Source organism: Ignavibacteriales bacterium (assembly GCA_026390595.1).
Lineage (GTDB): Bacteria > Bacteroidota > Ignavibacteria > UBA10030 > UBA10030 > UBA9647.
Window position 1 is genome coordinate 68,782 of sequence record JAPLFQ010000011.1, and the last position, 25,851, is coordinate 94,632.

The 25,851-nt window shown below is 54.7% G+C and carries 23 protein-coding genes and 1 riboswitch; of the genes, 20 read left to right on the forward strand and 3 right to left on the reverse strand.

Annotated features, from left to right (window positions below; all coding sequences use genetic code 11):
• Positions 1-294 precede the first annotated feature (294 nt).
• Positions 295-1,458, forward strand: coding sequence for a hypothetical protein (locus tag NTU47_05025; protein ID MCX6133161.1), 1,164 nt, complete (start codon positions 295-297; stop codon positions 1,456-1,458).
• Between the two features lie 55 nt (positions 1,459-1,513).
• Positions 1,514-1,675, forward strand: coding sequence for a hypothetical protein (locus NTU47_05030; protein MCX6133162.1), 162 nt, complete (start codon positions 1,514-1,516; stop codon positions 1,673-1,675).
• A gap of 88 nt (positions 1,676-1,763) precedes the next feature.
• Here NTU47_05030 and NTU47_05035 read toward each other — a convergent pair whose 3' ends face one another.
• The gene (locus NTU47_05035; protein MCX6133163.1) at positions 1,764-2,060 is read right to left on the reverse strand and encodes an Lrp/AsnC ligand binding domain-containing protein; all 297 of its coding nucleotides are present in this window, start codon (positions 2,058-2,060) and stop codon (positions 1,764-1,766) included.
• Between the two features lie 18 nt (positions 2,061-2,078).
• The gene (locus tag NTU47_05040) at positions 2,079-2,735 is read right to left on the reverse strand and encodes a DUF6483 family protein (GenBank protein ID MCX6133164.1); all 657 of its coding nucleotides are present in this window, start codon (positions 2,733-2,735) and stop codon (positions 2,079-2,081) included.
• 392 nt (positions 2,736-3,127) lie between these two features.
• Here NTU47_05040 and NTU47_05045 point away from each other — a divergent pair, with 392 nt between their 5' ends.
• The 17 genes from NTU47_05045 to ftsZ all read left to right on the forward strand — a co-directional run bounded on the left by NTU47_05045 (position 3,128) and on the right by ftsZ (position 22,888).
• A complete protein-coding gene (locus tag NTU47_05045) occupies positions 3,128-3,772 on the forward strand; it encodes an HAD family phosphatase (protein MCX6133165.1) in 645 nt (214 codons plus the stop codon).
• Between the two features lie 275 nt (positions 3,773-4,047).
• Positions 4,048-4,497 carry a division/cell wall cluster transcriptional repressor MraZ gene (mraZ, locus tag NTU47_05050; GenBank protein MCX6133166.1) on the forward strand — a complete coding sequence of 150 codons (450 nt, stop codon included), beginning with the start codon at positions 4,048-4,050 and terminating at the stop codon, positions 4,495-4,497.
• Between the two features lie 20 nt (positions 4,498-4,517).
• Positions 4,518-5,444 carry a 16S rRNA (cytosine(1402)-N(4))-methyltransferase RsmH gene (gene rsmH / locus NTU47_05055; protein ID MCX6133167.1) on the forward strand — a complete coding sequence of 309 codons (927 nt, stop codon included), beginning with the start codon at positions 4,518-4,520 and terminating at the stop codon, positions 5,442-5,444.
• A 54-nt stretch (positions 5,445-5,498) separates the two neighbouring features.
• Positions 5,499-6,017, forward strand: coding sequence for an FtsL-like putative cell division protein (locus NTU47_05060; protein ID MCX6133168.1), 519 nt, complete (start codon positions 5,499-5,501; stop codon positions 6,015-6,017).
• Positions 6,017-8,221, forward strand: coding sequence for a penicillin-binding transpeptidase domain-containing protein (locus NTU47_05065; protein ID MCX6133169.1), 2,205 nt, complete (start codon positions 6,017-6,019; stop codon positions 8,219-8,221). Before NTU47_05060 ends, NTU47_05065 begins: the two co-directional genes overlap by 1 nt.
• Before the next feature lie 121 nt (positions 8,222-8,342).
• Positions 8,343-9,845: a UDP-N-acetylmuramoyl-L-alanyl-D-glutamate--2,6-diaminopimelate ligase gene (locus tag NTU47_05070; protein ID MCX6133170.1), complete on the forward strand. Its 1,503-nt coding sequence runs from the start codon at positions 8,343-8,345 to the stop codon at positions 9,843-9,845.
• Positions 9,842-11,278 (forward strand): UDP-N-acetylmuramoyl-tripeptide--D-alanyl-D-alanine ligase, encoded by a 1,437-nt coding sequence (gene murF / locus NTU47_05075; protein ID MCX6133171.1) that lies wholly within the window; start codon positions 9,842-9,844, stop codon positions 11,276-11,278. Before NTU47_05070 ends, murF begins: the two co-directional genes overlap by 4 nt.
• An 11-nt stretch (positions 11,279-11,289) precedes the next feature.
• A complete protein-coding gene (gene mraY / locus NTU47_05080) occupies positions 11,290-12,414 on the forward strand; it encodes a phospho-N-acetylmuramoyl-pentapeptide-transferase (protein MCX6133172.1) in 1,125 nt (374 codons plus the stop codon).
• Positions 12,415-12,448: 34 nt separating this feature from the next.
• A complete protein-coding gene (gene murD / locus NTU47_05085; protein ID MCX6133173.1) occupies positions 12,449-13,804 on the forward strand; it encodes a UDP-N-acetylmuramoyl-L-alanine--D-glutamate ligase in 1,356 nt (451 codons plus the stop codon).
• 30 nt (positions 13,805-13,834) lie between these two features.
• Positions 13,835-15,007: a putative peptidoglycan glycosyltransferase FtsW gene (locus NTU47_05090; protein ID MCX6133174.1), complete on the forward strand. Its 1,173-nt coding sequence runs from the start codon at positions 13,835-13,837 to the stop codon at positions 15,005-15,007.
• A 43-nt stretch (positions 15,008-15,050) separates the two neighbouring features.
• Positions 15,051-16,148: an undecaprenyldiphospho-muramoylpentapeptide beta-N-acetylglucosaminyltransferase gene (gene murG, locus NTU47_05095; GenBank protein MCX6133175.1), complete on the forward strand. Its 1,098-nt coding sequence runs from the start codon at positions 15,051-15,053 to the stop codon at positions 16,146-16,148.
• A gap of 6 nt (positions 16,149-16,154) precedes the next feature.
• Complete coding sequence (locus NTU47_05100) at positions 16,155-16,655, forward strand: hypothetical protein (protein MCX6133176.1); 501 nt, start codon at positions 16,155-16,157, stop codon at positions 16,653-16,655.
• Between the two features lie 112 nt (positions 16,656-16,767).
• Positions 16,768-18,147, forward strand: coding sequence for a UDP-N-acetylmuramate--L-alanine ligase (gene murC, locus NTU47_05105; GenBank protein MCX6133177.1), 1,380 nt, complete (start codon positions 16,768-16,770; stop codon positions 18,145-18,147).
• A gap of 86 nt (positions 18,148-18,233) precedes the next feature.
• Positions 18,234-19,151, forward strand: coding sequence for a UDP-N-acetylmuramate dehydrogenase (gene murB / locus NTU47_05110; protein MCX6133178.1), 918 nt, complete (start codon positions 18,234-18,236; stop codon positions 19,149-19,151).
• Positions 19,148-19,894 carry an FtsQ-type POTRA domain-containing protein gene (locus tag NTU47_05115; GenBank protein ID MCX6133179.1) on the forward strand — a complete coding sequence of 249 codons (747 nt, stop codon included), beginning with the start codon at positions 19,148-19,150 and terminating at the stop codon, positions 19,892-19,894. The genes murB and NTU47_05115 overlap by 4 nt, the downstream gene beginning before the upstream one ends.
• Positions 19,895-19,961: 67 nt before the next feature.
• Positions 19,962-21,212, forward strand: coding sequence for a cell division protein FtsA (gene ftsA / locus NTU47_05120; GenBank protein ID MCX6133180.1), 1,251 nt, complete (start codon positions 19,962-19,964; stop codon positions 21,210-21,212).
• A gap of 503 nt (positions 21,213-21,715) precedes the next feature.
• Entirely contained in the window at positions 21,716-22,888 is a 1,173-nt protein-coding gene (gene ftsZ, locus NTU47_05125; protein MCX6133181.1) for a cell division protein FtsZ, read from the forward strand.
• 235 nt (positions 22,889-23,123) lie between these two features.
• On the opposite strand, the gene NTU47_05130 is transcribed toward ftsZ, so the two are convergent.
• Entirely contained in the window at positions 23,124-24,449 is a 1,326-nt protein-coding gene (locus NTU47_05130) for an O-acetylhomoserine aminocarboxypropyltransferase/cysteine synthase (protein ID MCX6133182.1), read from the reverse strand.
• A 235-nt stretch (positions 24,450-24,684) separates the two neighbouring features.
• A riboswitch (SAM riboswitch) is annotated at positions 24,685-24,801 on the reverse strand.
• Positions 24,802-24,994: 193 nt separating this feature from the next.
• On the opposite strand from NTU47_05130, the gene NTU47_05135 reads away from it, so the two are divergent.
• Positions 24,995-25,666, forward strand: coding sequence for a DUF4159 domain-containing protein (locus NTU47_05135; GenBank protein MCX6133183.1), 672 nt, complete (start codon positions 24,995-24,997; stop codon positions 25,664-25,666).
• Positions 25,667-25,851: the final 185 nt, after the last annotated feature.

A 25,851-nucleotide genomic window follows, 5' to 3' on the forward strand; every position in this document is an offset into this window, starting at 1 on the left:
CGTGTTGCCTAAACATTATGCGTCACTGCGTTGCTGCGTCCTACGAATCAATAAGCAAATTGCTGAGGTGGCAGGCCGGCCCGATTCGCTAGCACGGTTTTACAACCTTTCAATCTCTTGGGCAGTCAAAGGAGGGAGAAACTATAGGAGGATCATTTGCACTTCCTAGCAATAATTGCGTTGGCCGCCTTAATATCGTTATTGGCGTCTAATGCTACCTCTCAGTCGCTTGCCCATCTCGATACCGCGGAGGTGCGTCGCTGGCGTGAGGACCTGGCCGTTCTTCGCGAAGAAATGCCAAAGCAACATGTCAATCTTTTTCACGGAATGACGCACACACAGTTCGACAGCGCATTGGGAAGCATCGATCAGCATTTACCCTTTCTCGCGCGACACGAGGTGATTGTAGCACTTCAACGATTGTGCGCCCTAGTTGGCGATGGACATTCAAACGTGGGGCCTTGGCGTGACACAGCTGTAGCGTTTCACGAACTTCCGATCTCCTTGTACTGGTTCGAGGATGGCGTGTTTGTACGCGCGGCAAGAGAGGAGCACCCGGACTTGGTCGGTGCGCGTGTTCTTGCGATAGGTGGTGTCTCGATCGAGGAGGCAATCGCCCGAGTGCAGCCCTTAATCAGCCGCGACAACGAAATGGCCGTGCGCGCATGGGCACCATTGCTTCTTACAATGCCAGAGGTACTTCGATCCGTCGGCCTTGCGATGGACCCAACGCGTGTGGGGTTCAGTATCTCGACAGCAGTTGGGCAACGCAACGTAGTGCTAGCACCGGCGGGTCTATTCCCTATGCTGATTGGTGAAACAGATCTCACTTGGAAGAAGCGTGAGGGATGGGTGGACGCACGCGAGGGCAGCCCGTCTCCGCTCTGGCTCAGCGATCTTGCAAACACGTATTGGTTTCGGTACCTCCCAGAGGCGCGAACATTATACTGCCAGCTTAATGCAATTCAACAGAAACCAGATGATTCTCTGCGTGTATTCTTGGCGCGGGCTATGAACGCGGCCGATTCGGCAAGAGCAGAACGGTTCGTGCTCGACCTGCGGCTCAATGGTGGGGGCAATGGTTACTGGAACAAGGAAATACTACGGAGCTTGATCAAGTCAAGATACGACGAACGCGGAAGTCTCGCTGTCATCATTGGACGACGGACTTGGTCTGCGGCGGGAACGCTTATTGCTGAGATTGAGAAGTACACAAATGCAATGTTTATTGGTGAGCCCAGTTCCTCGCGTGGTAATTCCTTTGGGGATTCGAGGCGGATCATTCTTCCGAACAGTCATGTGACGGTAAGGGTATCGACTTTGTGGCATCAGTATTGGGATCCACGTGATACTCGGCAGTGGATTACTCCGCGGATGTCGACGCCCCTCTCTTTCCAGGACTACGTTGCGGGACGCGACCCCGCACTCGAGGCGGCAATGCGATTGAAGCAGTACTAACCACCTAAAGTCATACGTTGTCGGCGCGTCAACAAGTAGAGGCGGAGACCTGACGATGAAGTCTGATTTCAGAACAAAGAAGATTACCGCACGATGGCCCGATGGTCCCTTCCGGAGTTTCCTGAAACGCTATGCCGCTGCGGGTCTTCTCTTCTTTCTTATCAAAGGATTGTTGTGGCTGCTCGTGCCGATCGCGATTGCAGTTCTCGTCAGGTAGAATTCCGGGGCTCCTGAGGTGCGAAGAGCGGTCGTTGCCCTCGACGCACTCTGTCAGATTCTGACTTTCTCGTGAGCACGCCGCTCGATCAGGTCTTCTTTGTTTCTCCCCCGGCTCCCAGCGAAAAAGCCATTTCAAGATCGTAGCGCGAATACACCCGAAACGCGATGAGCGTCTCCGACCGCTCGATCCCTTCAATTCCACGTATCTGGTCCGTCACAACTGAGGCCAGATCCTCGTTCTCCCTGACCCGGACAATGACGGCAAGGTCATATTTCCCGGCCACAGAGTATACTTCTGTCACTCCCTTGATGGCCGTTATTTTCTCGGCGACGGTGTTGGTTTTTTCACGCTGGACGCTCAGCAACACTAAAGCAGTAACCATAGGGTCTCTCCGGTTTGTCTAGGTTCTTCTGACTCGTTTTTTCAAATCCCTTACGCTCGTCTCCACCTCTTCCCGCGGAAGATTGCCGCGCTCAAGCTCTTCCCCGGTTTTGAGCCGGAGCCGCTCATAGAATCTCAATCCCTCATCCACAAATCCCGGGTCCTGTTCCACGATCTCGAACAACGTGTTTTCAGCGATGTCAAATCTTCCAAGAATCTCATAATACCGGAAGAGCTTCATTTTCATGCCGGCAGGGAGTTCATACGGGGAGATCTTTCCAATCAGGAGTTCGATTTCGTCGAAGTACTCTTTCGGCAGCACCCCTGATTCGCGAATCAGCAGCTCCAGGAAAAGGCTGAGTGACGTCGCGTAGCAGTGAAATCGTTCACGCTCATCCCCTTCCTGATCCTTCACCTCACCCGTAAGCCGCAGGAGTTCTCCTGCCACGACGCATTTTTCAACATCGAACCGTTCGCCGAGAGCGAGAAGGCGGACAAATTCTTCGTCGCTCAGCGTCGTCAGCATGCGGAGATCCATTCCGAGCAATTGTTTCGAACTCAGTTGGATTTCATCGAGCGCCGCGTCATAGCGCTTGAGCTGGCTCAGTCCCAGTACTTTGGCAATGACCTGCGCAAGCTGATGGATCATGCGCAGGAAGTAATCTCGCGTTATCACTGGCTGTACGCTTCTGTCATACGCATGCAAAGTACCAATTGCACAAAGAAGAAACAAGTAAGTTGACCGGGTGAGGCAAGGAGGGTTGGGTCATTGGTGAGCGGTTGACTGGTGCATCACCAGCTGACCGGCCAATTCTTCTCCACACTTCCTTTCCTCCTTCCAATTCTCATAACTTCTGGCGATCTTTACGAAATGAGTTTCGGGTTTTGAGTTCTAAGATGTTTTCAGTTTTCTGTCTTCATGTTCTCCCTTTGTAGTTTGCGGTTCACGAGTAACCATCGTTGTCGATCGCCCGGCGACCGTTTGTCGGGGCGCGACGTACGGGGTTCGGACGAAAAAAAAATCTGCCATTCTCAAAGCAATTCAGATGAAAAGGGACTTGTAGCGCGATGAGTGTTTCTCAACCAGCAGTCGTCATTTTCGATCTCGGCAATGTGCTCGTGCACATTCGTCCAGAAGCGTTTCTCCAAACGCTCGGCATTGACACACCCGAGAACCGACGCACATACCAGCACTCGGTGATCGATATTGTGAAGAGGTATGAGCGTGGTGAGGATTCTACGGAGACGTTTTTGCAGAATCTCGGCACACTCTTCAACGTCCGCAATACATCGAATGCTTGTTCAGATGAACGCAGGCAGTACTCGCGCGACGATTTTCAGCGCGCAATGCTGGCCATTATAGAACTTCCCATCCCGGGGATGGAGGAGCTTGTCCGCACGCTCGGTACAAAAGTGCCGCTTGGGCTCCTCAGCAACACCAATCCTCTCCATTTCGACGCATGCATGGAGAACCTCGCGGTTCTGCGGTCCATTCCATTCCATTTTCTTTCCTATCGCTTACGGTTACTCAAACCTGAACCCGAGATTTTCGAGAAAACCATAGAATTGCTTCGACACGATCCGCGGGATGTTCTGTACATCGATGACCTGTCCGAGAACATCGAAGCTGCCCGGCGAGCCGGACTCCACGGCTACCACTTCGTCGGCGTTGACGAGCTCAATGAATACCTGTCAAGCTGCGGTCTGGTTTGAGATGTGCACAGAATTAGCCATGTTTGCAGGCGTGATCTCCCCCCTAAAGTGTGATATTCCTCAAGATTTGCTCCTTGGTGGGGATTCCGGCCTAAACTAGAATCCCAGCAATACCAAGCCAATTCTCAGCACATTCAAAAACCCCAGATTTTTCGGCACTTTTTCACTTGACTTTAATCGCCAATTCCCTAAATTTCAATGCCGTGTGGGGAAAAGTGGGGAATCTAGGGTGGGATTTTTCCAATAAAATCAGGCACTTTTGAAGGCTTGCATTTATGTCGTCGTTTAAGGGGCGGTATTCATATTCTGCAGACAACAAGGGACGTATTGCGCTTCCGGCAAAGGTGCGAAAGAATGTGTCCCCAGGGGCGAATGACACATTCATCCTGACGCGCGGATTCGAACAATGTCTTTTTGTATACCCGCAGGACGAGTGGGCAAAAGTTGAAGACTCGATCCGCGGCCTCTCCCCTTCCAATCCCCAACATCGATTCTTTGTACGAACATTGCTGCAGTGGGCAGTGGATTGTCAACTCGACAGTCAGGCCCGTTTGTCGATTCCACAGGATCTTCTAAAGTTCGCTGCCATTGAAAACGAAGTGCTCATTCTCGGGGTCCTCGAGCGTATCGAAATCTGGAATCCCAAGATTTATGAAGCGTATATGAACAACCAACCGGCGACGTACGAGACGGTGGCAGAGGTTGTTCTGAAGCCGACAGAATAACTTAACCATCGGCAGTGCGCGTGGCATCCTATCATACGCCGGTCCTACGTGAAGAAGTCCTGGCTTGGCTCATCACATCGACAGATGGCCTGTATGTCGATGCGACACTCGGGGGGGGCGGCCATGCGGAATCAATTCTTCAACGACTTGATCCCACCGGGGTGCTGGTCGGCTTTGATGCCGACCCCGACGCCATTCAATTCGCAGCAGCACGATTGTCATTGTTTGGTGAGCGAGGAATTCTCGTTCACGAAAATTTTCGAAACATATCCGCAGCGCTCTCCCAGCGGGGGATCAGCCAGATCGGCGGAATCCTGTTCGATCTTGGTGTCTCGTCTCATCAGCTCGATGAACCGTCCAAAGGATTCAGTTTTCGCGGTGATGATCGACTCGACATGCGCATGGATCCTTCGCAGTCGCTCGATGCGCGGACCGTTGTCAATCAGTACGATGAGACGGAGCTGGCAGGAATTATCTGGAAGTATGGCGAGGAACGGGCATCCCGGTCTCTCGCCCGCGCAATAGTGCGGCAAAGAACCGGAGCGCCGCTCGAGACGACGGGGGAGCTTGTCGCTCTCGTGAGGAGCGTCGTCGGAGAAAGATTCCTGATCAAGACATTGGCGAGAGTCTTCCAGGCTCTTCGGATCGAGGTGAATCGGGAGCTTGAGAGTTTAACCGGAGCTCTCGCGCAGGCGATCGCGCTGTTGAAGCCCGGCGCCCGCGTGGTCGTGATCTCCTATCACTCGCTCGAAGACAGAATTGTCAAAGAGACGTTCAAGCGCGAGGCGGCGTTGATTCGGCCTTCGGGGAACAAGCTGGTCCCCGATACGATACTGGAACCGAAGCTGCGGATCCTGACGAAGAAACCGGTCGAGGCTACTGAGGAAGAGTGCAGCCTCAATCCCCGATCGCGAAGCGCAAAGCTTAGAGCAGCAGAGAGAATATAGAACGCGCGGCGTCTGGTTCGCGACCGACAGCGTGAGGACACTCCAACTTCTTGTATGGCAAAGGTTTATAGAAATAGCGCTGAGATACTCGCCGAACGGGCGATGAGCCCTGATCCGCCCCAGCACAGCGGGCGGGCACAGGTGTCCTCGCCGCGGCCGCAACAGCGTCGGATGATTTATGGCGGCACGATGCCCATTCCCCCGCAGGCCGAACTTCCGCCCGGGACAACTCAGCCGCCGGTCAACCGGAAGTACACTCAACGCAAGGTCTCGCCGTTCACCATCATATTGATTCTGATGGGATCTGCTGCAACGATTGTTCTGTACATCAGCAATGTGATTGCCGTGAATCAGCTTGTCAATGACATTCACAAGAGCGAGGTGCGGCTGCAGGAAATCCAGAGCGACCAGGAAGCCCTGCGCGCACACATCAATCAAATGTCCAGCCTCGAGCGCATACGCCGGCGTGCGGAGGATGAGTTGGGTTTGAAGAACCCGGCTGATGTTCCCGGCTGGATCGACGTGGACCAGGAAAAGATTCGCACCATCGAGGAAGCATCGCGCGCACACTGATGCCAGAGCAGAAGAAAATACCGGAACAATCACTGCCGCCGTCCCGACAACCGGAGACGCCGCAGCAGCCGCGTGGACGCCTGTTTGTGCTGAAGCTCGCGTTCGCCGTGTTCTTCATCGTCATCGCCGGACGTCTGATTCACATCCAGGTCATCGAAGCGTCGAAGTACCAGACCATCGCCCGGAAGCAGTACGAACAGACATTCATTCTTCCCTCGGCGCGGGGAAACATGTACGACCGCAACGTGAATGTGCTCGCTTCGAATTCGATGTATGTCTCGTTCGCGGCGGATCCGAAAGTCGTTGCTGACAATGCCACTGACATTGCCGTCCAGTTTTCCGGCGCATTCGGCAAACCCCGCTCGTTTTATCTTTCGAAGCTTCACAGCGTCACGACATCGGGAGCGCCCAAACGATTTGTGTGGCTTGAACGCCGGGTACCCAACGACATCGCGAAACGCCTCGAATCGCGGAAACTCATCGGCGTGGTGGCCATGGACGAAGCGAAACGCCTCTATCATTACGATGAAGTGGCCGGTACGTTGATTGGGTTTACTGACGTAGACAACAAGGGAATTTCAGGTCTCGAATTTGAATTCGACGAGTACCTGCGCGGCAAGGATGGCTCCGTAGTGATGCAGCGCGATGGGTTGGGGCGCGCGCGTCCTTCGGTTGATTATCCGCGCCTCGAACCACGCGACGGCAACAGCATCGTCCTCACCATCGATCTCGCGTACCAGTCGATCGTTGAAGAAGAACTGAAGCGCGGTGTCGCGGTGAACAAGGCCGCAGCCGGACTCGCTGTGATGCTCAATCCGAAAACCGGGGAAATCCTGGCCCTCGCAAATTTTCCGGGCCTCAATCCGAATGATCCAAACTCCTTTGATGTGAACGCTGCCCGCAACAGAGTTGTGACAGATGTGTTCGAGCCCGGTTCAGTGTTCAAAATCGTCACGGCATCAGCCGGATATGAAAATGGACTCGTGACACCTGAGAAAAAATTCTATGCGGAGCACGGGAAATACGTCGTGGCCACCGGCGCAAAGGGAAAGCCCCGCACGATCTCGGACACGCACCCGTACGACTGGATCACGTTTCAGGAGGCTATCGAGCTTTCGAGCAATATCGTGATGGCCAAACTGGCCCCAACCCTCGGCCCCGAAAGACTTTACGTGCAGGCCCGCAACTTCGGCTTCGGCATTCCCTCAGGGGTTGATCTTCCGGGCGAAGTGCGCGGCCGGCTGAAGAAGCCCAACGAATGGTCCGGCACAACGCTTCAGACTTTGGCCTATGGCTACGAGGTAGCCGTCACACCGCTGCAGATTGCCTGCGCGTACGCGGCTGTGGCGAACAAAGGCATCCTCATGAGGCCGTACATCATTTCAAAAATCCAGGACAACTCCGGCGAAGTCCTGAGGGAAAACAAGCCGCAGTTGATCCGGAAAGTGATATCCGAGCAAACCGCCGCGTTGCTGACGCAGGCATTCGAAGGAGTTGTCGAGCGCGGAACAGCAAAGGAAACGCGCATCCAGGGGGTCCGCATCGCGGGCAAAACCGGAACATCGAGAAAAGTTATCGACGGACACTACGGGGCCGGAAGCTATACGGGATCGTTCGTGGGGTTCTTTCCCGTGGAGGACCCGCAGGTTGTGTGCCTCGTGATGCTTGACAACCCCCGCGGCGGAGCTTACTATGGCGGGTTGACGAGCGGCCCGGTCTTCCGATCAATCGCCGAGAGGATCATCAATACGACAGGGCGGTTCACGAAGAAACCGCAACCGAAAGAGCAGACAGCCCCCAGCAATGGCATCAGCGTGCCCGACGTGCGAACTCTGCAGGTCGTGATTGCCGGCCGCCTGCTCGAAGGCCATGGATTGAAATCGCAGACCATCGGCACAGGTGACATTGTTGTGCGCCAGGTACCGGAACCCGGGAAGCATGTCGAGAAAGATGACGTCGTCCAGCTGGTGTTGAACAGTACCGGAATTGAAGATGCAAATGGAACGCCAACGGTTCCGGATGTCAGGGGGATGAGTTTGCGCCGTGCCATCAACCGGCTTGTGGTAGACGATTTTGATATCAAGGTGCGCGGTTCGGGCGTCGTGGTAGAGCAGATTCCCGCCGCCGGGCAGAAGACACAGCCGGGTATGACGATCCGTCTGGTGTGCGAGCCTAAAACGATTGTCTCAGCGGTTCTGTACTGAAGTGTGAAGCAGCAATCTTTGTCCGAGCCGAAACGTTTCTGATGTACAACGCCCTGGTGGAAAACACCGGGACAAGTCGGCTCGGGGAAGATCGCATAGAGCGCCAAGGAAACGGCAACACATGAATTTGGGAAAACTCCTCGAGGGGATCGAAGTCACGAAGCTGTTCGAGCTCACCTTTGGCCATTTCCTGGTCACCGGCGATATCGACGTGCACAGGGTTCAGTACGACTCGCGAAAAGTTGAGCGCGGTGATTGCTTCGTCGCCCTGCGCGGCGCCGGAACCGACGGCCACAAGTTTGTCGAAGCAGCGATCGAACGAGGCGCAAAGGTCATTGTGCTCGAAGATGACCTGACACTGCCGGACTCGTACTTCATGCACACGCACGTGGTGAAGGTCGTCGTCCCCGACAGCCGGAAGGCACTTGCGCTCATGTCGGCCAACTATTTCGGGTCTCCCTCGCAAGCACTGACGATGGTAGGCGTGACCGGAACGAACGGCAAAACGACGACAACGCATATCATCAAGTCAATTATGGAAACAGCCGGACAGCGAGCCGGGCTCATCGGTACAATCGAGTATATCCTGGGTGACCAGGTAGTTCCTGCCTCCCACACGACGCCGGAATCCCTGGAGCTGAATGACATCCTCGCGCAGATACAGAATTCCGGATGCAAGGCGGTTTCGATGGAAGTCTCCTCGCATGCGCTCCATCAGTCAAGAGTGTACGGCATCGAGTACGACGTTGCGGTGTTCACGAACCTGACGCAGGACCATCTCGACTACCACCGGACGATGGAAGAATACTTCAGAGCGAAGAAACTTCTGTTCGACGGTCTTTCCGGAGATGCCGTCGCTGTCACGAACGCTGATGATCCATGGGGAAGGAAGATCGTTGCGGCGACAAAAGCCCGCACGATTTCGTACGCGGTCACGGAGAACGCCGACGTTCAGGCCAGGGATATCCGGCTCTCGTTGGACGGAACAATATTCACGGTCCGGTCGGGAAACGAAGAGCACCCGATCACGTCGCCATTGGTCGGTCGATTCAATGTCTATAATGTTCTTTCTGCATACGCTGCGGGAATGGCCCTCGGCTATCCACACGGGAAGATCGCATCCGGGATCAGCAGCCTGAAGAATGTGCGCGGCCGGTTCGAGCGCATCACTTCACCGCAGGGCTGGACCGCTATCGTCGACTATGCTCATACGCCGGATGCTCTTGAGAAGTGTCTTCGAACGATTCACGACGTACTGCCAGAACGAGATCGCGGGCGCATCATCACGGTATTTGGCGCAGGCGGAGACCGAGATCGGACCAAGAGACCTTTGATGGGCAAGATCGCCGGAAGTCTCAGCGACATCGTCATTGTCACGTCGGACAATCCGAGAACGGAAAACCCTCAACAGATTATCAACGAGATCGTCGGGGGAATTTCACGTGAAGCCTCGGTGTCACAGGAGGTCGACCGGAAAACTGCTATTCATGCGGCGCTGCGGCAGGCTCGCACTGGCGACGTCATTCTCGTCGCTGGCAAGGGGCACGAAGAGTACCAGGTGATCGGTAAAGAGAAGATTCATTTCAGTGATCGGGAAGTTATCGAGGATTGTGTCCGCGGATGACGTTCACGGGAAAAGATATACTGGCTCTTCCCCACGTTCAGGCGCTCGGCTTCGAGCGATCAAAGGGCCTGCTGTGCGACGGCATTTCGACCGACTCGCGGACAGTCGGGCATGGGAAGCTCTTCATCGCGCTGCATGGAGAAAAATTCGACGGACATAATTTTATCACGAAGGCGGTCGAGTCGGGTGCCGCTGCGATCATCGCTGACGCGAAGTGGGCTGAAGCGAACCCGATCATGGTTTCGAGTCTGAACCTGCCCCGGCTGATCGTCGAAGATACCGTCACAGCGTTTGGACAACTGGCGAATCTTCACCGGAAGAAATTCAAGATCCCGGTCGTAGTTATCGGAGGAAGCAACGGAAAGACAACGACGAAGGAGATGGTTTCCTCGGTGCTCCGGACAAAGTTCCGCGTGCTGAGCACGGAAGGCAATCTGAACAACCATATCGGCGTGCCGCAAACACTGCTGCGCCTGGAGCGGCAGCATCAGATTGCGGTCGTCGAGATCGGCACCAACCATTTTGGAGAGATCGCCCATCTCTGTTCCGTTGCGGAGCCAACACACGTGCTGATCACAAACGTCGGCCGTGAACATCTGGAGTTTTTCGGCACCGTCGAGGGTGTAGCAAAGGCTGAAGGGGAAGCGTTCGAGTGGATTCGGAAGAACAGGCGGTCGAAAGCCGTCGGTTTCATCAACCAGGATGACGTTCGCGTCCGGAAACAGGCGAAGGGACTCAGGAAGGCAATCACATTCGGATTCAACAAAGGGCCTGCGATGTTGAAGGGAAAGATTCTTTCCTTTGACGATAACGCCCGCGCGCTCCTGGAAATGAAGCCGAAAGGAAAGAAAGCGTTCCGCGTGCAGGTCGCCGTCCCCGGACACCATAATGCGATGAACGCGCTGGCTGCCGCGGCGGTCGGGTTGGCGTTCAAGGTCCCGGCAAAAAGAATAGCGGAAGCCCTTTCTTCGTTTACTAGCGCCAGCAAGCGCATGCAGGTTCTGAAGTTGGACCGCATCACAGTGCTGAACGACACGTACAACTCCAATCCGGATTCAGCCCTCGCCGCGTTGAACGTGCTCGAGGGCGTGATCTCAAAGGGCAAGAAGATTGCAGTCCTGGCGGACATGCTGGAACTCGGTAAAAACGCAGCAGACGAACACGGGCGGATCGGCCGGGAAGTAGCGAAATCCGGAGTACGGCATCTCCTGACCTACGGCCCTCTTTCGCAGAACACTCACATTGAATCGACCGTGGTGTTCAAGTCGCACTTTGCCGAAAAGAAGCCGCTGTGTGAGCACCTCGCAGAGTTGATTTCGCCGGGCGATGTTGTGCTTGTCAAAGGTTCCAGGGGAATGAAAATGGAAGAAGTGGTGGCGTTTCTCGAAGAACGATTCAAACCAACTCAGAACGCACCTGATCAGGCAGCCTAGGAACGAGAACGATGCTGTATTACCTCTTCTCATATCTCGATAAGAAATTTCATATCCCCGGCTTCGGCCTGTTCCAGTATATAACGTTTCGTGCCGGACTGTCGGCCGTTACTGCGCTGGTGATCGCCTTCTGGCTGGGACCAAAAATCATCCGCATGCTGAAGAAGCATCAGATCGGTGAAGCCGCAAAGTTGGAAGCACCTAAGAACCACCTCAGCAAGGCGGGCACGCCGACCATGGGGGGACTCATCGTTCTTGCATCGCTCGTCATTCCCGCCCTGTTGTGGAACGACCTTAGGAACGGCTATGTCCTTCTCATTCTCTTCGTGACAATTGTTCTCGGCGCTGTCGGGTTCCTGGATGATTTTTTGAAAGTTGTGAAGAAGAAGCCAAAAGGGCTCATCGGACGATACAAGATTGTGGGACAAGTCGTGGTCGGACTCGTGGTCGGCGGTGTCATCTATTTCCATCCTCAGTGGATCGACCCAACCCTCGTCGCCCTGAAATCGAAGACGACTGTTCCATTCTTCAAGCATCTGGAGTTCGACCTGGGGTTGTTCTACATCCCGATTGTCATCTTCATCATCACGGCGACATCCAACGCCGTAAACCTGACAGACGGACTCGACGGCCTGGCCATCGGCACTGTGGGAATCGTGGCGTTGACACTGGCGATCATCGCATACGTTTCCGGTCACGCAGAATGGAGCAAATACCTCACGATTCCGTTTCTCAAGGGTAATGGTGAACTTGCGATCTATTGCGCTGCGCTGGTGGGGGCGGCGCTCGGCTTCCTCTGGTTCAACTCCTATCCAGCCCAGGTATTCATGGGCGACACGGGGTCGCTTGCTCTTGGCGGTGTCGTCGGCGCTATGTGCGTGCTCATGAAGAAGGAACTGCTGCTGCCGACACTCGGCGGCGTTTTCCTGATGGAGACTGTCTCCGTTATCGTCCAGCGATTGTATTTCAAGTACACGAAAAAGAAGTACGGTGAAGGGCGCCGTGTCTTCAAGATGGCGCCGATTCATCATCACTTCGAATTGCTCGGGTGGCCCGAGCCGAAAATTGTGACGCGATTCTATATTATCGCGATTCTCTTCATGATTTTGAGTCTGGCGACGTTCAAGGTACGTTGACCGCCGGATCTTGAGCAGCGGGAACTGAAGATTCATGGATGGTGCGCAGCTTCGCGGAAAAAGTATCTCCGTCATTGGCGCTGCACGGAGCGGCATCGCAGTCGCGCGGTTGCTGCACAATGCGGGAGCTCTGGTCCTCGTCAGCGACAAGACCGGAGCGGAGAAGCTGCAGGCGGAAGCCCGGTCGTTAAGCGATCTCGGCATCGCGCACGAACTGGGCGGACATTCCGAACGAGTGTACGAGTGTTCTTTGATGGTCATCAGCCCGGGAGTACCGACAAACGCTCCCGTGGTGATGGAAGCCCGAAAACGCGGAATTAATGTCGTCAGCGAGGTAGAGGTCGCGAGCTGGTTTTGCCGTTCTCCCATCGTCGCCATTACCGGATCGAATGGGAAGACAACGACGACCACCCTGATCGGGAGGATCCTCGGCGATGCAAAGAAAAAGCATGCAGTTGCGGGCAACATCGGCACGGCATTCTCATCTGTCGTTCTGGAACTGGATCCGGCAGCTACTGCAGTTCTGGAGATAAGCAGCTTCCAGCTCGATCATTGTGATACGTTCCGGCCGCGCATCTCCGCGATCCTGAACATTACGCAGAATCACATGGATCGCTACGACCACTCCATGGAGAAGTATGCGGAAGCGAAGGCCCGCATCTTCATGAACCAGGCCGGCGATGATGTCCTGCTCTACGATGCAGATGACGAATGGACATCGAAATTGGCGCAGAAGGCCCGGTGCAGACGCATCCCCTTCAGCATCCGGCAGACACTTGCGGAAGGGGCATTTCAAGAAGGCGGAAAACTTGTGACAGTCCTTAGCGGAAAACGGTACGAGATCATAGGCGTGGACGACATCAGCATCAAGGGTCCTCACAACCTGTACAACGCGATGGCTGCGTCGCTCGTGGGACAGTTATCAGGCGTCGGCCCCGCCTCCATCCGGGCGACGTTGAGGAATTTCAGGGGAGTGGAACACCGGCAGGAATTTGTCCGGGAAGTCAACGGCGTGCGGTTCTACAATGACTCCAAGGCAACGAGCATTGACGCGGTCTGGTATGCTCTCCAGGCCTTCGATCGTCCCATCATCATGATGCTCGGCGGACGAGACAAGGGAAATGACTACTCCAGGATTACTGAGCTGGTCCGGAAGAATGTTCGGGCCATCGTAGCCATGGGCGAATCGGCCGACAAGGTCGAACAGGCATTTGCCGGGATCAAGCCGTTGCAGCGCGCGAAGTCGATTGACGAAGCGGTGCTCGCCGCGCAGAGTTTTGCCCGGGAAGGTGATGTGGTCCTCCTCTCCCCTGCCTGCGCTTCATTCGATTGGTTCGAAAACTACGAACAGCGCGGCCGTGTGTTTAAAGAACTTGTGAAGAATCTGTAGGAAGCATTTCGACAAAGAGATACTGATTCAATGAAACGATCACAGCGAAATCATATTGATCTGCCGACGCTCGTCACCGTTCTGATTCTGATGGTGCTGAGCCTCGCCGTCGTCTATAGCGCATCATCGACATGGGCGATGGAAAAGTTCGGAGAAAGCAACCGGCTGCTCAATCTGCACGCCATGAAGGTTCTTCTCGGCCTGGTGGCGTTGTTCGTGGGCATGACGATCGATTACAGGAAATACAAAAAATGGACAAAGCCTGCGGTGATCCTTTCCATCGCATTCCTGATGGTCACGCTGGTCCTGGGCGGCGAAGTCAAAGGAGCCACGCGGTGGTTGCGGTTTGGCGGATTGGGCTTGCAGCCGTCTGAGTTCGCGAAGTTCGCGCTCCTCTTCCACCTGTGCGCGCTCATCTCAACAAAAGGGGACATGATCCGGGATTTGAAGAAGGGCTTCATGCCCATGATGATCTGGATCGGGACCGTTGCGGGGCTTGTCCTCCTGCAGCCGAATTTCAGCACGGGATCGATGATTATCCTCATGAGCATGGTCATGCTCTTCATCAGCCGCGCACGGTTTTCGCATTTGCTCGGCACGATGGCCGCGGCGATACCGGTGCTGGTTGGCGTCGCCTTGACGCGTCCCCACGTGATGCAGCGTATCCACATGTTTCTGGATGGAAGCTCGAGCGGCGGAAAAGTCGGTTATCAGCTGATGCAGGGCATCATCGGATTCGGCAATGGCGGATTGTTTGGCGTCGGACCGGGGCTCAGCAAGCAGCGTGATTTCTTTCTTCCCGAGTCGTACGGCGATTTTGTCTTCTCCATCGTCGGCGAGGAGTATGGCGCCGTCGGGACGATTTTTTTCATGACGGTTTTTCTCATCATTATGCTTCGCGGCTTCAAGATCGCGAAGTTCGCCCGTGACGAGTTCGGCCGGTTGCTCGCAATCGGCATCACGAGCGTCGTCACATTGTATGCGCTTGTCAATGCCGGCGTGACGCTGGGAATCCTCCCGACGACCGGTTTGCCAATGCCGTTCGTGAGCTATGGCGGTTCGTCGCTGCTCTTTACGTCGTTCGCTGTCGGCGTCCTCTTGAATATCTCGGCACAGACGGACATGCATCCGCGCGCCGAGAAAGTGCCGGAACAGCCCCTCGCGGCACCGCTGATAGAAGACAAGACAGCAAAGGTGTATTGACCGGACGCTGCGGAGCCGATTCCGCAGCCAGCAAGGAATTGAGTTGGGAACACAGGCTCCAAACATTTTGCTCGCCGGCGGTGGAACAGGAGGGCATCTCTTCCCTGCCCTGGCGATCGCTGATGAAATCAAGCGGTTGGAGCCGTCTTCGAGGTTTCTGTTCCTCGGAACAAAAGGGAAAATCGAAGCAAGGGTCGTGCCTCTGCGCGGCTACCCTTTTCGAACGATTTGGATCAGCGGGTTCCACAGGAGATTGACGGTCGACAATCTCCTTTTCCCGGTCAAAGTGGTTGTTTCTTTCGTTCAATCGCTCTTTGTCATACGTCAGTTTCGCCCGGATATCGTCATCGGCACCGGCGGCTATGTGTGCGGACCGATCCTGTTCGCCGCTTCGCTGCTCGGCATTCCGACGGTGATCCACGAATCGAACAGCTTTCCCGGCGTGACAACGAGGGTTCTCGCGAAACGGGTGACCGCAGTCTTCATAGCATTTGATGCGGCACGGCGATGGCTGAAGCGGACCGATCATGTCCGCCTTGTCGGAACGCCGACTCGTGAGATCCTGGGAACGGTGACACAGGAAGAAAGCCGCTCGTTCTTTCATATTGCAGCGGAGAAAAAAACACTCCTGGTGTTCGGCGGAAGCCTCGGGGCTGCATCCATCAACGACGCGGTTCTCCAATCGCTTCGGGAGCTTCTCAAAGCCGGCATACAACTCGTCTGGCAGACGGGGCAAGGCGATTACGAACGAGTACAGAAGGCCGCTGCCGGTAAGGATATTGGCTGGCTTGGCCCATTCATTGACAGGATGGAATTTGCCTTCGGGGCCGCAGACCTGGTCGTTTGCCGCTCAGGTGCGACGACCCTGGCTGAGCTGACGAAGGTTGGAAAACCGGCAATACTCGTTCCGTATCCTTCTGCGGCTGGAGACCACCAGACACACAACGCCCGGTCTCTCGCAGACGGCGGTGCGGCAGTGATGATCGCCGACAAGGATGTACGACAGAATCTTCGGGCGATCGTGCTTGGGCTGATGAACGATTCGCGGCGATTGGACACGATGAGCACGGCAAGCGCCCGGCTGGGGAAGCCCGGGGCCAGCCGGGAAATCGCAACAGCAATTCTGGGAATGATTCGATAGAACCGTATGGGTCAACGAACGTTCAAATATAAACTCGACTTCTACTATCAGCAGGCATTGCTGTACCTGCTGGTCTTCCTCATGTACGCGGGAATAAAGGGAAGTTTCTTCGAGAACCAGTTTTCGTTCGTGTTCAAAGACCCGATCGTATACATCATGATGTTTTTCGTCGCCATTGCGCTTGTCACCCTGCTGCTGAACCTGGGGCGCAACCGCAAACTCGTGATCACAGACGACCGGATGATCTTTCACTCCCACAGCAGGGAACGTGAGATTCTGTTCTCCGACATTGAGTGGATGCATATTGGCCGCGAGCGCATGGTGCAGACCGCCGGGCATTTTCAGCTGATCGTCTTCAAGATGAAAGCGCGCAAGCGTTTGTTCCGGATCCGCGTCGGCCGCTATGAAAGGGACCGGGAACTTGTTGCCGAAATGGAACGGATCGCAAACCATGTCCCGAAAGGGCGTCAACGACGGTTCGGGATGAGAAGAAGGAAAACGCTCTAGAGAGCACTTGATGGAAGACAGAATGCAGAAGTCAGGAGTCAGCAGGGAGATTCTGGATTCTGGATTCTGAATTCTAACTTCTGAATTCAACCACGTTTAACACTGGACATTCATGTTCTCATCCATAAAGAAAATTCATTTTGTCGGTATTGGCGGCATAGGGATGAGCGGCATCGCTGAGATACTGCTCGACCAGGGTTTCCGTGTCAGCGGATCTGATCGCGGTCTCTCGGAAGTCACCGAACGGCTGCAAAAACTCGGCGCGAGTGTTTTCGAAGGTCATCGGGCAGAGAACATCGTCGACGACGTCGACGCATTGGTCTATTCGTCTGCCGTTTCGCTCGACAATCCCGAGGTACTCGAAGCGCAGCGGCGCAAGATCCCCATCATCCGCCGTGCTGAAATGCTTGCCGAAGTCATGCGGCTGAAGTACGGCATCGGTATCGCGGGCACCCATGGCAAAACCACGACGACATCGATGGTCAGCCTGGTACTTATGGAAGGAAATCTTGATCCGACGGTCATCGTCGGCGGCAAGCTGAGCGGCCTCGGCGGCACGAATGCGCGGCTCGGCCACGGTGATTTCATTGTCGTCGAGGCTGACGAATTCGACCGGTCTTTTCTTTCGATTACTCCGACGGTCGCGGTCATGACGACACTGGAAACCGATCATCTCGATTGTTACCGGGATCTCGAGGACATCAAGGGTGCCTTCATACAATTTGCCTCGAAAGTCCCGTTCTATGGATTTATCGTCCTGTGCCTCGACGAGCCGGCATTGCTCGACATCATGCCGCAGCTCATCAAGAAAAAGATCATCACCTACGGATTGAATCCGCAGGCTGACGTGCAGGCAGTCGATATCAGTCACAAAGACAATACCTCGACGTTCACCGTCGTCTACAACGGTGCCGACCTGGGACACGTCACCATTCAAGTCCCCGGGAATCACAACGTCCAGAACTCACTCGCTGCAATCGCCGTGGGTCTGCAGCTTGGCGTGCCGTTCGATAAGGTGAAGGCCGGTATCGAAAAGTTTTCCGGTGTGTACCGACGCTGGGAAAAGAAGGGCGACGTCAAGGGGATTACGCTGTATGACGATTATGCCCATCATCCCACAGAGTGCCGCGCGACGCTTGCAGGCGTCAAGGCCGGATGGCGGCGGCGCGTGGTGTGCGTTTTTCAGCCTCATCTCTATACGAGGACGCGCGATTTCTATGAGGACTTCGGGAAGTCATTCCTTCTCTCGGACGTGCTCATTGTAACAGACGTCTACCCTGCGCGGGAAGAAGCAATCCAGGGCATCTCGGGAGAATTGATCGTCAACGCGGCCAAGCGCTTCGGCCACAAGGATGCCCAGTACGTCCCGGACAAGAAACAGGTGCCCGATCATCTAGCGTCGATCGTCAAGAGCGGCGACATTGTGATCACCATGGGCGCGGGAGATATCTGGAAGTTTGGGGAAGAGTTTTTGAAGAAGATGAAAGGTTAAGAAGTTAATTGGTTAAATAGTTAATTGGTCAGATGTTGACCCACCAATTAACCAATCACCAATCAACAATTTGTGCTTTTACAACTATGGTCACACTGAGCGACATAAAGCCCTTTTTCCGCGGATACATCGCCATCAACGAGCCGATGTCGAAGTATACATCGATGCGCGTAGGCGGACCGGCGGACTATTATGTCGAGCCTGCCGATAAGCAGGACCTGGTGGAGATCGTTCAATACTTTCAGAAGAACAACTATCCGCACCTGATGCTCGGACGCGGAAGCAACATTATTATCAGTGACGACGGAATCCGCTGCGCGGCGATTAATCTTGAGTCATCGCTGGCCAACGTCTCCATGCAGGGAGATCTCGTGATAGCAGAAGCGGGCGCACACTGGTCGAAGTTTGTGGATTTCTGCATACAACAGGAATTAGCCGGAGTTGAAATGCTCGCCGGGATCCCGGGGAGCGTCGGCGGCTGCATCGTGATGAACGCCGGGGCGCATGGAGGCGAAACAGCAGATCACATCGTTGACGTGGAAGTGTTTCGCGATGGTCGTCTTCAGACAATTGCGAAAGAACAGGCCGACTTTTCGTATCGGCATTCGGGCTTTGGCAAAGACATCGTGTTGAGTGCTTCATTTCGGCTCCCGAAAGGGGACAAGGAAGAACTGATTCGACGACGCCGGGAGCACATCCTGAAACGGAACACCACACAACCGCTGACGCTTCCGAACTCCGGCAGCATGTTCAAGAACCCGCCGGGGATGTTCGCTGCGAAACTCATCGAGCAGGCAGGCCTGAAGGGAAAGCGGGTCGGGAGTGCCCAGATATCCGAGAAACACGCGAATTTCATCGTCAACCTTGGCGACGCGAAAGCCATAGATGTCGTGACACTGATGGATCTCACGCGGCGCACCGTCCATCAGAACACCGGCGTTCTTCTCGAGCTCGAAGTGAAGCTGGTCGGCTTTTCGGATGAAGTGAGGCAGAAGGTCGCATGAGCGCTCACAGAACATTGAAATTCGGATTTGTCGGGCTGCTCCTGCTGGCGGCAGGGCTGATTGTCTCGGCGAACCTCTGGAAGTCAAATCTGAAAGTGAAACGTGTAACAATCGAAGGAAACCGCATCGTCGAGACAGCGGAAATCACGCAGCTGATCAAGGTGCCGAAGAACTCGCAACTCCAGGATGTGGATCTCGCGGCTGTGAGGCGGGATATCCTCAGTCATCATTTTATCAAGGATGCGGTGATCGAGCGTGATTTGCCGGCAACACTGAAGGTTACAGTCAAAGAGCGCGTGCCGCTTGCGATCATCAACAGTGCAGAGATATTGTACCTCGACGAAGACGGCGTTGTCCTTCCTCATTCGATGTCGAAACAGTTATTCGATTTACCCGTGCTGACGGGAATGCCGGACGGACTGGTGTTGACACCGGGTACGATCATCAAGCATCCGGACATTCAAGAGGCGCTGCAGATTCTCGCAACCTCAAAGCTGGTGAACAAGGAACTATCCCATTTGCTGTCTGAAGTGCGTCTCCGGAATGGCGGCGACATTGTGCTGTATGCAGCTGAATGGGGTGTGCCGATCATCTTCGGCCGCGGGGAAATTGCGAACAAGCTGATTCGATTGGAATCGTTTTGGAATAGCATCGTCCGCGAGCGCGGATCTGATAATCTGCAGTACGTCGACCTTCGGTTCGACGATCAGGTCGTCGTTCGCTGGAACAAGAAGAACATCTAGATCTCCACGTCCCGCTGTCGGGATTGATTGATCACTCCGATCAGGATTGAAAGGAAAACATCGCTGTATGACACAGGATATCGCTGTTGGTCTTGACATAGGTACGACAAAGGTGTGCGCCATCGTCGCCGCGCCCGATGAGAATCATCCGGGAAAGCTGAACATCCTCGGCATCGGCCGAAGCCCGTCCGATGGACTGACCCGCGGCGTGGTCACGAACATAGAAAAGACTGTCCGCTCGATTCAAGCCGCCGTTGCAGACGCCCAGGCCCAGTCGGGAGTAAAGATCTCCTCTGTGACTGTGGGGATCGCCGGCGACCATATTCAAAGCTTTCAGAGCCGCGGCGTCGTCGCAATCAGCCGGCCTGATAATGAGATTACGCAGGAAGATGTTGACAGGCTTATCGAGGACACGAAAAAGGTTGCGCTCCCCTCGGACCGCAAGATCATTCACGTCATCCCTCAGCAGTTTATCGTCGACGGCCAGGATGGCATCTATGACCCCGTGGGCATGGCGGGCGTTCGGATGGAAGCAATCGTGCACATCATCACCGGACTTGTGACCGCAGCGCAGAATATCTACAAGTGTGTTCAGCGCGCGGGCTTGCACGTCAACGATATGGTTCTTGAGCCGCTTGCATCGAGCTATGCTGTGCTCGACGACGAAGAAAAGGAAGTCGGCGTGGCGCTGCTTGACATCGGCGGCGGCACGACCGATCTCGCCGTGTTCGAGGAGCGAACCATCAGGCATACCGCCGTCATCGGCATTGCGGGCAAGAAAGTGACAGACGATGTCCGCAAAGGCCTGGGCATCCTCACAGAACAGGCCGAACGGATCAAACAGGAACACGGCTACGCGTTCATGTCGGCTATCGTCAACAACGAGCCGATCATTCTGCCGGGAATTGGCGGCCGCCCCCCGATCGAGATTGACAAGAAGCTGCTCTGCCAGGTGATTCAGCCGCGGATGGAAGAGATTTTGGAAATTGCCTCGATGGAAATCAAGCGCTCCGGGTATTCTAAGCACCTCTCGGCGGGCGTTGTGCTGACGGGTGGCGGATCGCTCATCAAGGGGACAGCGGACCTTGCGCGCGAAGTTCTCGGCATGCCGGTGAAGATCGGCATACCCTCAGGGTTCAGCGCCGGCCTGATTCATGAAATCGAAAACCCGATCTATGCCACCGGTGTGGGGCTTGTCATCCACGAACTCAAGCATCGCGACCGTTCTGCGATCACGGCAAGTGTGACCCCCGAAAAGGGCAAAGGATCTGTGAAGAATATTTTTAACAGGATGAAAACCTGGTTTGACGAGCTGTAGGAAGATTGCAGAGAGCAGATTGCAGATTACAGACAGCAGGTTGATGCCTAGAATTTAGTCATGCATAATTTCCGAAAACTCAAGGTGTATGTCAAAGCTCTGGAATTCACAAAGACTGTGCGCTCTGCGACGAAAAGATTCCCAAAGGATGAACTTTTTTCATTGACATCTCAGTTTCGTCGCGCCTCAGATTCTATCGTCTTGAATATCGCTGAAGGCGCAGGCAATCGCTCCGACAAGGAGTTTGCCAAATTCCTGGACTATGCGATTCGTTCAGGCCATGAATGTGTCGGGTGCATGGATGTCGCTCTGGTAAATGAGTATATCTCTCAGGCAACGCATTCAGAGATGTTCAAAGAGGTAGACGAAATAATCGCAATGTTGATTGGTTTTCAAAAGACACTCACACAATGACGGTCTGCCATCTGTAGACTGCAAACTGAAAATGAATCAGAATTTGACACATACAAACTTACAACCCACTAACTAAAGGAGATGTTACCGTGATTGAACTTGACACCTTAGCGGACCGCGGGGCAAAGATTCGTGTGGTTGGCGTTGGCGGTGGTGGTGGAAACGCCGTCAACAGCATGATTGACAAAGGGTTGGTTGGCGTTGATTTTATCGCCATCAACACTGACGTCCAGGCGCTGGAACGCAACAAGGCATCGCAGAAAATCCAGGTCGGGAAAACCCTGACCCGGGGCCTTGGTGCCGGCGCAGATCCTACCATCGGCCACCGGGCAGTAGAGGAGGACCGTGAGGAGATCGCCCGCGCCCTGACCGGCAGCGACATGGTCTTTGTGACCGCCGGGATGGGAGGCGGAACCGGAACCGGCGGAGGACCCATCGTAGCAAACATCGCCAAGAGTCTCGGCGCTCTCGTCGTCGGCATCGTGACGAGGCCTTTCAACAGCGAAGGAAAACGCCGTACCGGTCAGGCGGAAGAAGGGATCGAGGAACTCAAGAAACAGGTCGACACCCTGATCGTCATACCAAATCAGAAACTGCTTGATGTCATCGACAGGCATACGCCGTTGATGGATGCATTCGAGCTGGCAAATGACGTCCTGCACAATGCCACGCGTGGCATCTCGGAGTTGATCACCGTTCCAGGGCTTATCAACGTGGATTTTGCCGACGTCCGCACCGTCATGCGCGAAATGGGTGATGCGTTGATGGGTTCCGGCGTCGCGACCGGTGAAAACCGGGCAACGGAAGCTGCGCACGCTGCAATCTCCAGCCCGCTGCTTGACGGCGTCTCCATTGCCGGCGCCCAGGGCATCCTGATCAACGTCACGGGTGGCAAAAACATGTCGCTTGTGGAAGTCGATGAAGCGACCAGTGTCATTCATGATGCCGCCGGTGATGACGCGAACGTCATTCTCGGTACGGTTATCGATGAAAACATGAAGGATGAAATCATGGTCACCGTCATCGCGACGGGCTTCAACAGGAAGGCAGTCGCGGCCAAACAGCCGCCGAAGCCTGCCACGAGGCTCATCGATCGCATCCCCTCGGGACCGGGCGATCTTCAGAAGTTCGAAGAACCGACCTTCCTGCGCCGCGGGATCGACATCTCGATCCAGGCCCAGCGCGAACCCGACAAAGGGAACGAGAAGATCGATAAGGCAGATCCTGAGAAACCGGCGTTCTTGCGGAAGATCATGGACTGACAAAGTCGAAGGCGCCCTTCTTCCGGACCAACACACGGCGAAGGACGCCTTCATCAGCGTTCCAGGTTTCAGCGGGGGGCTTCCACCCTTCCCGCTTCAATCACGTTGCACCTCCATCCCCGCGCGGGAGCTAAGCCTGCGCGGGGATTTTTTTGAGCAGCGGAAAAGAGTAAGACCCGTCAGGTTTCGTGGAGCAATCAAAAGAAATCCTGACGGGTCTGCCATCGAACGCTTGTTAGGCAACTTCCACCGCGTTTAGCGCTTGTTCGAAATCAGCAATGATGTCTTCGATATGCTCGATCCCGACAGAAACCCGGACGAGATCGGGAGTCGTGCCGGATTCAAGCTGCTCTTTCGCGTTGAGTTGCTGATGCGTGGTTGATGCGGGATGAATGACCAATGTCTTCGCGTCACCAACATTCGCAAGCAAACTCGCAAGTTTCAGGTTGTTGATGAATTTCCTTCCCGCTTCGAGTCCCCCCTTGATGCCGAACACAAGCATGCCGCCATACAAGCCGCGATACAGGTATTTCTTGGCGATCGCATGCGACGGATGATCCTCGAGACCGGGGTACGTCACCCACTCAATCAGCGGGTGTTTCCGCAGCCATTGCGCGAGCGCGAGCGCGTTCTGGCTGTGGCGTTCGGCGCGCAGCGAGAGCGTCTCGAGTCCCTGGATGAAAAGGAATGAGTTGAATGGACTCAGGCAAGGTCCGAAGTCCCTGAGCTGTTCTACGCGCGCACGGATGATGAACGCGATATTTCCGAAGGGGCTTTTGGAGCCGAACGTTTCCCAGAAATTAAGGCCGTGGTAACCAGGACTGGGTTGCGTAAAGACAGGAAAGTTCCCGTTCCCCCAGTCGAATTTCCCAGAATCGACAATCACTCCGCCAATCGATGTCCCGTGCCCGCCAATCCATTTCGTGGCCGAATGAACGATGATATCCGCACCGTGGTCGAAGGGGCGGCAAAGATATCCACCTGCACCGAATGTGTTGTCGACAATCAACGGGATCTTATGACTATGCGCCACTTTCGCAATGGCTTCAAAATCCGGCACCTTCAGACGTGGGTTGCTGATCGTTTCGATATAGAGAGCTTTTGTTTTCGAATCGATGAGTTTTTCGAAGTCCGCCGGATCATCGCCATCGACAAACTTCGTGTCAATTCCCAAACGAGGCAGTGTAACCTTGAAGAGATTGTAGGTGCCGCCGTACAGAAGACTTGTTGAGACGATGTTTTCTCCTGCCTGTACGATCGTCGAGAGCGCGAGAAACTCAGCCGCCTGACCCGACGAGACAGCAAGCGCTCCGACACCCCCCTCCAGTGCGGCGATCCGTTCTTCAAATACTGCAGTCGTGGGGTTCATGATACGCGTGTAGATGTTCCCGAACTGCTGCAGCGCGAACAACGACGCGGCATGGTCCGCGTTGTCAAACGTGAACGACGTGGTTTGATAAATTGGTACGGCGCGCGCGTGTGTTGTGGGATCTGCCTGCTGCCCCGCATGGAGTTGCAGAGTCTCGAAGTGACGTACCGAGGGTTTTCCGTTGCTGCTCATAGATGCTCCTTGAAATGTGAACGTATGATTGAAGTATGATTGTGTTTTCGTTCGTCAGGAATTGTTGAGCAGGGACGGAAACAAATCCATGGAACACCGCACATGCTCAGCAATTGATCGTACCACAATGCAGGAGCTTACCAGGATGATGAGACGGAAGGCCGCTGAAGAGGTTATAAAACAAAAAACCTCTTCCGGGTCGATATGCCAGAAGAGGTAATATCCAAACTCTCCGAGCTCATCTTTCCCGGTGACGATGTCACCGAGTAGGAGTTAGCACCTGGCTCCCGATTGCTCGGAACGGTTGCTACGGCTTCACAGGGCCTGTTCCCTCAGCCGTTCTTGATAAGCTGCTACGTGTCTTCATCGAAGACACAAGCAATATACGATCGCGGCGGCCGTTTGTCAAGAACCATGTTCAGAAAAAACAAAATCGCAGACACTGTGCGGCACTTTCCTCAGGTAAATTGCTGAGAATACGCCGTTTGGCCGGCAAACATCATCTCTTTTGATTCTCTCTGGTTGTTTTTCTACATTGAATATATATGAAGCGATCACTTTTCTCGACAATTGTCTTGGTTTCGCTCTTCGCCGCAGGAGCCGTTGCCCAACAGCGTGTGGAGAGCCAATTCCGCATTGCCCGACTGAAATACAGCGGCGGCGGTGACTGGTATAACGACCCGTCGGCCGAACCAAATCTGCTCAGGTTCGTCAAAGCCAATACGACCATCGATGTCGACCCGCGCTACGAGTTCGTGGACCTTTCCAGCGAGAAACTCTTTTCATACTCGTTTCTCTTCGTGACGGGTCACGGGAACATTCAGTTCTCCGACTACGAAGTCCAGCGGCTCCGTTCATTTCTGGCGAACGGCGGATTTCTTTACGCAGACGATGACTACGGCATGGACAAGGCGTTCAGACGCGAGATGAAAAAGGTCTTCCCCGATCAAAGCCTTGTAGAGCTTCCTTTCACGTACGGGCTGTACAGCTGTCAGTTCAATTTCCCGAACGGCGTCCCGAAGTCGCACGAGCATGACGGCAAGCCCGCGCAGGGGTTTGGCATCTTCTCCAAAGGACGTCTGGTGGTTTACTATACGTACGAGTCCAATCCAAGCGATGCCTGGGCCGATCCGGAAGTCCATGGCGACCCCGAATCGGTGCGACAGGAAGCGTTGAGGTTTGGGGCGAATATCGTAACATGGGCTTTGACGCACTAGCTGAAACCAGTTTCATCGGAGTGAACAGTAAACAGTGAATAGTAAATAGTTGTCTCGTCCGGGAATAAGTTGACAGGTAGTAATTACCTACCAACAGGAGCCGGGCGATGGAAAAGGTACAACGTCGTTTCAGTATAGCATTTAAGCAAGCCGTAGTTGCGGATGTGACGTCGGGACAGTATACT

Excerpts from the sequence above, each read along its gene's own strand:
- NTU47_05025 (MCX6133161.1), top strand. The coding sequence starts at position 295 with ATGCCAAAGCAACATGTCAATCTTTTTCACGGAATGACGCACACACAG.
- NTU47_05030 (MCX6133162.1), top strand. The coding sequence starts at position 1,514 with ATGAAGTCTGATTTCAGAACAAAGAAGATTACCGCACGATGGCCCGAT.
- NTU47_05035 (MCX6133163.1), bottom strand. The coding sequence starts at position 2,060 with ATGGTTACTGCTTTAGTGTTGCTGAGCGTCCAGCGTGAAAAAACCAAC.
- NTU47_05045 (MCX6133165.1), top strand. The coding sequence starts at position 3,128 with ATGAGTGTTTCTCAACCAGCAGTCGTCATTTTCGATCTCGGCAATGTG.
- mraZ (MCX6133166.1), top strand. The coding sequence starts at position 4,048 with ATGTCGTCGTTTAAGGGGCGGTATTCATATTCTGCAGACAACAAGGGA.
- NTU47_05060 (MCX6133168.1), top strand. The coding sequence starts at position 5,499 with ATGGCAAAGGTTTATAGAAATAGCGCTGAGATACTCGCCGAACGGGCG.
- NTU47_05065 (MCX6133169.1), top strand. The coding sequence starts at position 6,017 with ATGCCAGAGCAGAAGAAAATACCGGAACAATCACTGCCGCCGTCCCGA.
- NTU47_05070 (MCX6133170.1), top strand. The coding sequence starts at position 8,343 with ATGAATTTGGGAAAACTCCTCGAGGGGATCGAAGTCACGAAGCTGTTC.
- murF (MCX6133171.1), top strand. The coding sequence starts at position 9,842 with ATGACGTTCACGGGAAAAGATATACTGGCTCTTCCCCACGTTCAGGCG.
- mraY (MCX6133172.1), top strand. The coding sequence starts at position 11,290 with ATGCTGTATTACCTCTTCTCATATCTCGATAAGAAATTTCATATCCCC.
- murD (MCX6133173.1), top strand. The coding sequence starts at position 12,449 with ATGGATGGTGCGCAGCTTCGCGGAAAAAGTATCTCCGTCATTGGCGCT.
- NTU47_05090 (MCX6133174.1), top strand. The coding sequence starts at position 13,835 with ATGAAACGATCACAGCGAAATCATATTGATCTGCCGACGCTCGTCACC.
- NTU47_05100 (MCX6133176.1), top strand. The coding sequence starts at position 16,155 with ATGGGTCAACGAACGTTCAAATATAAACTCGACTTCTACTATCAGCAG.
- murC (MCX6133177.1), top strand. The coding sequence starts at position 16,768 with ATGTTCTCATCCATAAAGAAAATTCATTTTGTCGGTATTGGCGGCATA.
- murB (MCX6133178.1), top strand. The coding sequence starts at position 18,234 with ATGGTCACACTGAGCGACATAAAGCCCTTTTTCCGCGGATACATCGCC.
- NTU47_05115 (MCX6133179.1), top strand. The coding sequence starts at position 19,148 with ATGAGCGCTCACAGAACATTGAAATTCGGATTTGTCGGGCTGCTCCTG.
- ftsA (MCX6133180.1), top strand. The coding sequence starts at position 19,962 with ATGACACAGGATATCGCTGTTGGTCTTGACATAGGTACGACAAAGGTG.
- NTU47_05130 (MCX6133182.1), bottom strand. The coding sequence starts at position 24,449 with ATGAGCAGCAACGGAAAACCCTCGGTACGTCACTTCGAGACTCTGCAA.
- NTU47_05135 (MCX6133183.1), top strand. The coding sequence starts at position 24,995 with ATGAAGCGATCACTTTTCTCGACAATTGTCTTGGTTTCGCTCTTCGCC.